8 protein-coding genes are annotated in these 8,664 nt (G+C 31.0%); 6 read left to right on the forward strand and 2 right to left on the reverse strand.

The genetic code is table 11. From position 1 onward, the window contains the following. Positions 1–27 precede the first annotated feature (27 nt). From FGQ49_RS07675 to FGQ49_RS07685, 3 genes are all read left to right on the forward strand, one after another. A complete protein-coding gene (locus FGQ49_RS07675) occupies positions 28–1,764 on the forward strand; it encodes an ABC transporter ATP-binding protein (RefSeq protein ID WP_138269284.1) in 1,737 nt (578 codons plus the stop codon). Continuing rightward, positions 1,764–3,644: an ABC transporter ATP-binding protein gene (locus tag FGQ49_RS07680; RefSeq protein WP_138269285.1), complete on the forward strand. Its 1,881-nt coding sequence runs from the start codon at positions 1,764–1,766 to the stop codon at positions 3,642–3,644. Before FGQ49_RS07675 ends, FGQ49_RS07680 begins: the two co-directional genes overlap by 1 nt. 149 nt (positions 3,645–3,793) lie before the next feature. After that, entirely contained in the window at positions 3,794–3,982 is a 189-nt protein-coding gene (locus tag FGQ49_RS07685) for a ferredoxin (RefSeq protein ID WP_138269286.1), read from the forward strand. Positions 3,983–4,005: 23 nt separating this feature from the next. Here the strand turns inward: FGQ49_RS07685 and FGQ49_RS07690 are convergent, their stop codons facing one another. After that, the gene (locus FGQ49_RS07690) at positions 4,006–4,977 is read right to left on the reverse strand and encodes an AIR synthase family protein (RefSeq protein ID WP_138269287.1); all 972 of its coding nucleotides are present in this window, start codon (positions 4,975–4,977) and stop codon (positions 4,006–4,008) included. A 90-nt stretch (positions 4,978–5,067) separates the two neighbouring features. On the opposite strand from FGQ49_RS07690, the gene FGQ49_RS07695 reads away from it, so the two are divergent. The 3 genes from FGQ49_RS07695 to FGQ49_RS07705 all read left to right on the forward strand — a co-directional run bounded on the left by FGQ49_RS07695 (position 5,068) and on the right by FGQ49_RS07705 (position 8,222). Then, positions 5,068–5,235, forward strand: a complete 168-nt coding sequence (locus tag FGQ49_RS07695) for a hydroxymyristoyl-ACP dehydratase (RefSeq protein WP_138269288.1) — start codon at positions 5,068–5,070, stop codon at positions 5,233–5,235. 154 nt (positions 5,236–5,389) lie between these two features. After that, positions 5,390–6,457, forward strand: coding sequence for an NADH-ubiquinone oxidoreductase-F iron-sulfur binding region domain-containing protein (locus FGQ49_RS07700; RefSeq protein ID WP_138269289.1), 1,068 nt, complete (start codon positions 5,390–5,392; stop codon positions 6,455–6,457). Between the two features lie 19 nt (positions 6,458–6,476). Continuing rightward, positions 6,477–8,222, forward strand: a complete 1,746-nt coding sequence (locus FGQ49_RS07705; RefSeq protein WP_138269290.1) for an NADH-dependent [FeFe] hydrogenase, group A6 — start codon at positions 6,477–6,479, stop codon at positions 8,220–8,222. Between the two features lie 25 nt (positions 8,223–8,247). Here FGQ49_RS07705 and FGQ49_RS07710 read toward each other — a convergent pair. Further along, a partial coding sequence (locus tag FGQ49_RS07710; RefSeq protein ID WP_138269291.1) for a DUF4358 domain-containing protein occupies positions 8,248–8,664 on the reverse strand: 417 nt, incomplete at its 5' end.

Consider the following 8,664-nt stretch of genomic DNA (forward strand, 5'->3'; position numbering starts at 1 on the left):
AAATTAATTTTGTTGGGAGGTATATGTATGTTAAAAACATTAATGGGTTCCATTAGAGAATTTAAAAAAGATTCTTTTCTTGCACCTTTTTATGTAATTATTGAAGTATTAATGGAAGTATTAATACCTTTTTATATGGCTGATATTATTGATATCGGTATTGCAAACGGAAATCTTAATTACATAATAAAATTAGGGTTGTTTTTATTCTTTTTAGCAATTATTTCTCTAATAACAGGTACTTTGGCAGGGAAATATGCCGCAAAAGCTTCTGCGGGATTTGCCAGAAATTTAAGAAAAGATATGTTTTATAAAATTCAAGATTTTTCATTTGCAAACATAGATAAATTTTCTACTGCAAGTTTGGTTACAAGGCTTACAACTGATGTTACAAATGTTCAAATGGCTTATCAAATGATAGTAAGACTTCTTATAAGAGCACCAATCATGTTGATATTTGCATTGTTTTTCACAATTAAAATTAATTTTGATATTGCTATTATATTCTTTATAGCAATTCCGGTGCTTGCATTATTACTTTTCTTAATAGCTATTAAAGCTCATCCACATTTTGAAAGAGTATTTAATACATATGATAGACTAAATAGTGTTGTTCAAGAAAACGTAACGGGTATAAGAGTTGTTAAGGCATATGTAAGAGAAGATCATGAAATTGAAAAATTTGATGGTATTTCTAAACTTATTTATAAATTCTTTACAAAAGCCGAAAAAATAGTTTCTCTTAATGCTCCGGTAATGCAATTTACAATATATACATGTATTCTTCTTATTTCATATTTTTCTGCAAGGTTTATTGTTGTGGGAACAATGACAACAGGAGAGTTAACAAGTCTTGTTGTATACGCAAGCCAGATATTATCAAGTTTAATGGTTTTATCAATGGTATTTGTTATGGTTTTAATGGCACAAACTTCAGCAGAAAGAATTGTGGAAGTATTAGTTGAAGAAAGTACTTTAAAAAATAAAGAAAATCCTGTTATGGATGTTAAAGATGGTTCTATTGACTTTATAAATGTAGATTTTACATATGGAAAAGATGAAGGAAACGGAAACAATCTTCCTCTAAAAGATATAAATTTACATATTGATTCAGGTGAGACTGTCGGAGTTATAGGTAGTACAGGTAGTTCAAAATCTTCTCTTGTTCAGCTTATTCCAAGACTTTACGATGTTACTAAAGGTCAGGTTAAAGTCGGAGGTATAGATGTAAGGGATTATGATTTGGAAACTTTAAGAAACCAAGTTGCAATGGTTCTTCAAAAGAATACACTATTCTCTGGAACAATAAAAGAAAACTTAAGATGGGGAGATCCTGATGCAACAGATGCAGAAATTATTCAAGCATCAATGCTTGCGCAAGCAGATAGTTTTGTTAGTGAATTCCCAGATAAATACAATACAAAAATAGAGCAAGGCGGTACAAATGTTTCAGGTGGACAAAAACAACGTTTATGTATTGCAAGAGCACTTCTTAAAAAACCTAAGATACTTATCTTAGATGACTCTACAAGTGCCGTAGATACAAAAACAGATGCTCTAATCAGACAAGCTTTTAGAGAAAAAATACCGGGAACTACAAAAATTATTATTGCCCAAAGAATTTCTTCAGTTGAAGATGCCGACAAGATAATTGTTCTTGATAATGGTAGAATTGACCAAATCGGTACTCATGAAGAACTTCTAAAGACAAATGCAATATATCAAGATGTATATAATTCTCAAATGAAGGGAGGCCAAGAATAATGGATAAAAGAACAAATAAAAAGCCTCATTATTTGAAAACAGCTGCTAGACTTTTAAAATATGCACTAAAAAGTTATAAAATACAATTTATATTCGTATTTGTTTCTATTATTATAAGTTCTATTGCAAGTATGGCAAGTTCTGTATTTTTGATGTACTTGATAGATGATTGTATTACACCTTTAATAAATAGTGTTGCTCCTGATTTTACAATTGTTGTAAGAGCGATTTTAACATTTGCTTGTATATATTATGTTGGTGTAGCTTGTACATTCATTTATATGAGATTAATGGTAAATATCGGTCAAGGTGTTCTTAAAAAAGTAAGAGATGATATGTTTGAACATATGCAGACTTTATCAATAAGATACTTTGATACTCATCCTCACGGAGAACTTATGAGTCTTTACACAAATGATACCGATACTTTAAGACAGATGATTTGTCAAAGTTTACCTCAAGTATTTTCTGCAATAGTAACAGTTGTTGCGGTATTCTGTGCAATGATTTATATTAGCATTCCTTTATCTCTTCTTGCAATTTGCATGATTGCAATTATGACACTTGCAACCAAAATAATTGGTGGAAAAAGTGGTGAATACTTTGCAAAACAACAAAGAAACATAGGTATCCTAGATGGTTATGTGGAAGAAATGATGAGTGGACAAAAAGTAGTTAAAGTATTCTGTCACGAAGAACAAAGTAAGGTGGACTTTGATAAAATAAATGATCAGCTTTATGAAAGTTCTGCAAAGGCAAATAAATATGCTAACATTATTATTCCCGTAATAGCGAATATTGGATATATACAATATGTTTTAACAGCTATTTTAGGTGGTGCACTTGCCATTTCAGGCGTTGGAGGACTTACTCTTGGTGGTATTGCTTCATTCCTTCAACTTACAAGAAACTTTAACTTCCCATTCAGTCAAATTTCAGGTCAGTTAAACCCTATAATCATGGCTCTTGCAGGAGCTGAGAGAATATTTGATATGATGGATGAAGAAGGGGAACAAGATGACGGATATGTTACTTTAGTTAATGCAAATATTGATGAAGATGGTAATATTACGGAAAGTGAAAAGAGAACAGGAAAATGGGCTTGGAAACATCCTCATGGAGACGGAAGCGTAACTTATACTCAGTTAAATGGTGATGTTAGATTTATTGACATGACGTTTGGGTATAATCCTGAAAAAATAGTTTTACATAAATTAAATATTTATGCAAAACCCGGTCAAAAAATTGCCTTTGTAGGTTCAACCGGCGCAGGAAAAACAACAATAACAAACTTAATAAACAGATTCTATGATGTTACCGATGGTAAAATCAGATATGATGGAATCAATGTAAATAAAATAAAGAAAGAAGATTTAAGAAGGTCTCTTGGTATAGTTTTACAAGATACAAACTTGTTTACGGGAACAATAAAAGAAAATATCAGATATGGTAAACTTGATGCAACAGATGAAGAAGTATATGCTGCTGCAAAACTAGTAAATGCCGACCATTTTATTAAGATGTTACCTGAAGGATATGATACGGTTATTTCTGGAACAGGTGAAGAATTATCTCAAGGACAAAGACAGCTTCTTAGTATAGCAAGAGCTGCTCTTAATAACCCTCCTGTACTTATTCTTGATGAAGCAACATCAAGTATTGATACAAGAACAGAAAAAATCGTTCAAGACGGTATGGATAAGTTGATGGAAGGAAGAACCGTATTTGTTATTGCTCATAGACTTTCTACAATAAGAAACTCAGACGCAATTATAGTTTTGGAACATGGTACTATTATTGAAAGAGGTAACCATGAAGAACTTATCAAAAAACACGGTACATATTACAGACTATATACCGGTGCTTTGGAATTATCATAATAAAAAAAAGAGGCTTATGCCTCTTTTTTTTATAGGTAGTAATTCTCTTTATATTGTATTTTTATTAATTTTTTATTTTATAAGAAAATAAAGAATATAAAAAAATTACTGGTAAATAATATTAATTGATAAATTTAAGGAGGATTAAAATGAAACTTAGAATAAATAAAGACAGCTGTATTTCCTGTGGTCTTTGTACATCCATATGTGAAGATATATTTGAAATAGAGTCTGATGGTAAAGCAGGTGTAATAAGGAATCCTGAAAATGATTCTGAAATAACACTTGCAAGGGAAGCAATAGAAAGCTGTCCTGTAAATGCAATAAGTAAGTATTAAAAAAACAAGCTAAATGCTTGTTTTTATATTACTTTATATAATTCATCTTGTGATGGCGGAGATAATATTTCTTTTACTCCGTTTTTTAAAATGTAAATTTCTTTTTCCTTTGTTAAATATCCTATTGTGGATGAAGGTATATTTTGTTTATTTAATTCTTCTATTAATTTCTCGTCATTATCGGTTATAAACAACATTACTCCGCTGGATATTAGCTTATATGGGTTTATGTTAAAATGCTTTGCGATTTTTTTTGTTTCATCTAAAATTAATATTTTATCAATATCTATAATTGCCCCAAGCCCTGAATTTTCTGCCATTTCCCAAACTCCCCCTAAAATACCGCCTTCTGTTGCATCATGAAGAAGACTCACGTTAAGATTTTTTGCTATTAAACCTTCTTTTATTACGGAAGTATCTTTTATTAATTTTGATGTTTTTAATATTTCTTCTTTTGTCAAAAACTTTTCCACTTCATCTTTTAAGTCAAGAGTAATAATGGCACTTCCTTCAAGCCCAGCATATTTGCTCATTACAATTTTATCATTAGCTTTTGGGGTAGGATTAACAATATTTTCTTTTCTTCCGATACATACTCCGCTTAAAATAAATTTATTTACGCTTGAAGTTACTTCTGTATGTCCTCCGATTAAATCAACATTATTTTCTTCGCAGGTTAGAAGAATTTCATCTATTATTTCTTCTACATCTTCTATATTGGCATAGGTTGGAATAAGCATTGTTACCATCATTGCAACAGGTGTTGCCATTGATGTTGCAATATCGTTGCATGAAATATTTACGCATAGTCTTCCTATTCCGTTTTTGCTTCCCGTTATTGGGTCTGTGGATATTGAAAATAAATCTCCTTCAAAATTTAAAAGGGCAGTGTCTTTACCTATTCCTGCACCTATTAAAACTTCTTTGTTATTTATATTAATTTTATCAAATAGGATTTTTTGTAATGTATGATTGGTTAATTTTCCTTCTTCCATGTTTTTCCTTCATAATAAAAAGATATTTTTTTATATTTTAGCACAAAAACGTCAATACTCATAGTAATTACTTATATTTGGAGAGGATTCATGATTAATATTATTTGTACCCTTGATTGTAAATTTCAAGAAAAAGGAGTGTGTACATTAAATACGGTACCTTTTTATATTTCATCACTAAACGAAAAGTGTATGTATTATCTTCCTAAAGATGAAAAAAATGATGAAGATATAAAAGATAATGAAAAACTCACTTAAAACAAGTGAGTTTTTTTATTTTTCTATTTTAAATTAAGTTGAAAAATTAGACATATTTTGATATTATAACTGTGAATGTGTAATAAAAAGGAATAATAAGATTTTTCGTTTAAAGTCTTATATATAAACTATTTGGAGGTAAATAAAAGAAGTTATGGAAAAAGTTGATCCAAAAGTTTTGGTTAATCAAAAGAAAAATGCTATTAAATATTGTGGTGCAACAAATCCTGAATGTATCGATGATTATATAGCATTTGATGGTTACAAAGCAAAAGAAAAAGTTTTAAAAGGCGAAGTTGATGTAATTAAACTTGCAAGTGATGCTTTACTTGTTGATAGAAGAAAACAAGACGAACTTTGCTGTGATAATTGGAAAGGTGCTGAGGTTGTTGTTTGCGAAACACTAGATGCTTTAGCTGCTGCAGACAATAAAGTTTTAATCGAAGCTCCTCACGTAATTGTTGAATCAATGCTTATTGTTATGGAAGTAAGCGGTGCAAAAGAAGGTTATATTGTAGCAAAAGATGACCTTGCATTTAGAAGAGTATCAAAAGCTGTTAACGATGCAAAAGCTTACGGTTTATTAGATAAAGAAATAAGTGTTGTAAAAGAAAGCAAAGAAGGCTTAAATGTAAATGCAGAAATTTTAGCTAACTTACTTGTAATTGTTCAAGACAGCTATAAAACACTTCCTGAAAAAGGATTTAAAGGTGTTGCAATCGGTGGTAAAGTAAAAAATCCTGGAATTTACAATGTTGAAAACGGCGTTACATATGAACAACTTATTGAACTTGCAGGCGGTGCAACAGGAAATGTTAAATCTATCAAAGTAGGAGCTCCTTATGGTGAATATTTACCAGCTTCTGAAGTTTCTAAACCTGTAAACTTTATGGCTTTAATGATGAATGGAATAATAAGAGGTACTGCTCTTGTTGTTGTTATCGATGAAACAACTGATATGGCAAAAGAAATATCAGATTACTTACAATTCTTATTAATTCAATCTTGCGGTAAATGTTTCCCTTGTAAGGTTGGGGTAAAAAGAATGGATGAAATGGTTAAGAAAATCGTTTCTGATATTTCAGAAAAAGATGATTACAGCAAAGTAAAAGCAATTGCAAAAAATATGAGTATCGGAACTCTTTGCCCTATAGGACAAAAGGGTGCAGCTCCTATTTTAAGTGCACTTGAAAATTTCAGTTCTGATTTTATAAAAGAGTAGTCAAGGAGTAAATGAAAAGATGGTAAATTTAAAGATAAATAATGTTGATGTTTGCGTTGAAGATAAAACAACGGTTCTTGAAGCTGCAAGACAAATCGGAATTAATATTCCTACATTATGTTTCTTAGAACATAACAAAATTGGTGCTTGTAGAATGTGCGTAGTTGAAATTAAAGGTTCTGATGTTTTAAGAAGTGCTTGTAACTTCCCTGTAAAAGAAGGAATGGAAGTATTTACAAACTCTCCTAAAGTAAGAGAATCAAGAAAAAATACAATGGAACTTACACTTTCTGACCATAACAGAGATTGTACAACTTGTATAAGAAGCGGAAACTGTGAACTTCAAACTCTTGCAAATGATTTAGGAGTAAGCACAGTTCCTTTCAGCGGAGATTTTTCATCAGATGCATATGATGATAAATCTGTTTCAATCGTAAGAGATGAATCTAAATGTATTTTCTGTAAAAGATGTATAAACACATGTAGTAAAATTCAAGGTATCGGTGCTTTAATCGGTAAAGATAACGGATTTGATTCAAAAGCAAGACCTGTTAAAGGTGATTATTTAGCTGATACAAACTGTATCAACTGTGGACAATGTGTTATTAACTGTCCTGTAGGTGCCTTAACTGAAAAAGTAAATGTAGATGAAGTATGGGAAGCATTATGTGATGAAAACAAACATGTTGTTGTTCAACCTGCTCCTGCAATAAGAGCTGCTCTTGGAGAAGAATTCGGATATGAAATCGGCACAGATGTAACAGGTAAAATGGTTGCTGCTTTAAGAAGACTTGGCTTCGATAAAGTTTTTGATACAGACTTTGGTGCTGATATGACAATTATGGAAGAAGCTCATGAACTTGTAGACAGAGTTACAAACGGAGGAACTCTTCCAATGCTTACAAGCTGTTGTCCTTCATGGGTTAAATTCTGTGAACAAGAATTCCCAGAACTTATTCCAAACCTTTCTTCTTGTAAATCACCTCAAGCGATGGCAGGTGCTTTAATAAAAACACATTATGCTGAAACAAATAATATTAATCCTGATGATATTTATGTTGTAAGTGTTATGCCTTGTGTTGCTAAGAAATTTGAAGTTGGAAGAGAACAATTAATGGAAGGCGATAACTATGACAGTGATGTATGTATCACAACAAGAGAACTTGCAAGAATGATTAAAGAAGCAGGTATTGACTTTAAAAATCTTGAAGATGAAGAATTTGATCCAATTTATGGTGAAAGTTCAGGTGCCGGTGTAATATTCGGTGCAACAGGCGGGGTTATGGAAGCTGCTGCAAGAACTGCAGTTGAAGCCATCACCGGTGAAGTATCTGAAAAAATTGATTATGAAGAAGTAAGAGGTCTTGAAGGACTTAAAGAAGCTGTAATCAAAGCTGGTGATAAAGAAATAAAAGTTGCTGTTGTTCACGGTGGAGCAAACATAAGAAAACTTATGGATAAAGTTAAAAAAGGTGAAACTGATTATGACTTTATCGAATGTATGGCATGCCCTGGCGGATGTGTAAACGGTGGTGGTCAACCAATCGTAAACAGTCAACTTATTAATGCAGGTTTATCTCTTGCAAAAGAAAGAGCAAAAGTATTATATAACCAAGATAAGAACGTTAGACCAACAAGAAAATCTCATGATAATCCAGCGGTTAAAAAAGTTTATGAAGAATATTTAGGTGAGCCAAATTCTCATAAAGCTCATGAAATTTTACATACAACATATGTTGACAGAAGTAAAGATATATTAAAATAAAAAAGACCCTTAAGGGTCTTTTTTATTATTTCTCTTTCTCTTCAAAAAGAGATAAAATTGTATCCATTACCTCATTGTTATCATAAGAAATTACATATATAAAATAATTTCCGTTTTCGTAGAATGTTCTGTTTAAGACAAGATTGTATTCTGTCTTATCTTGTTCTTTCCATATTTTTTCATAATTTATCATGTATTTATCTAATGCTTCTTTTACTTTTTCTTTATTTTCTTCTTTTACGTTTGCAATTATGAATAAAGAGCTTTTAGAAGAGAGTGCAGATTGTTTTATTATAATTTCATTGAAATCTTCATTATTCAACTTATATATGTTTTTTATTTCTTCATCGCTTGGTATTGTCATATTGTAGAATATAGGAAGTTTTTTGCCGTTTTTTTCATAGGTTAAATTTTCAAGTTTTATTGCTGTTTTATTTAGATT

Source organism: Anaerofustis stercorihominis, assembly GCF_005844425.1.
GTDB classification, from domain to species: domain Bacteria; phylum Bacillota; class Clostridia; order Eubacteriales; family Anaerofustaceae; genus Anaerofustis; species Anaerofustis butyriciformans.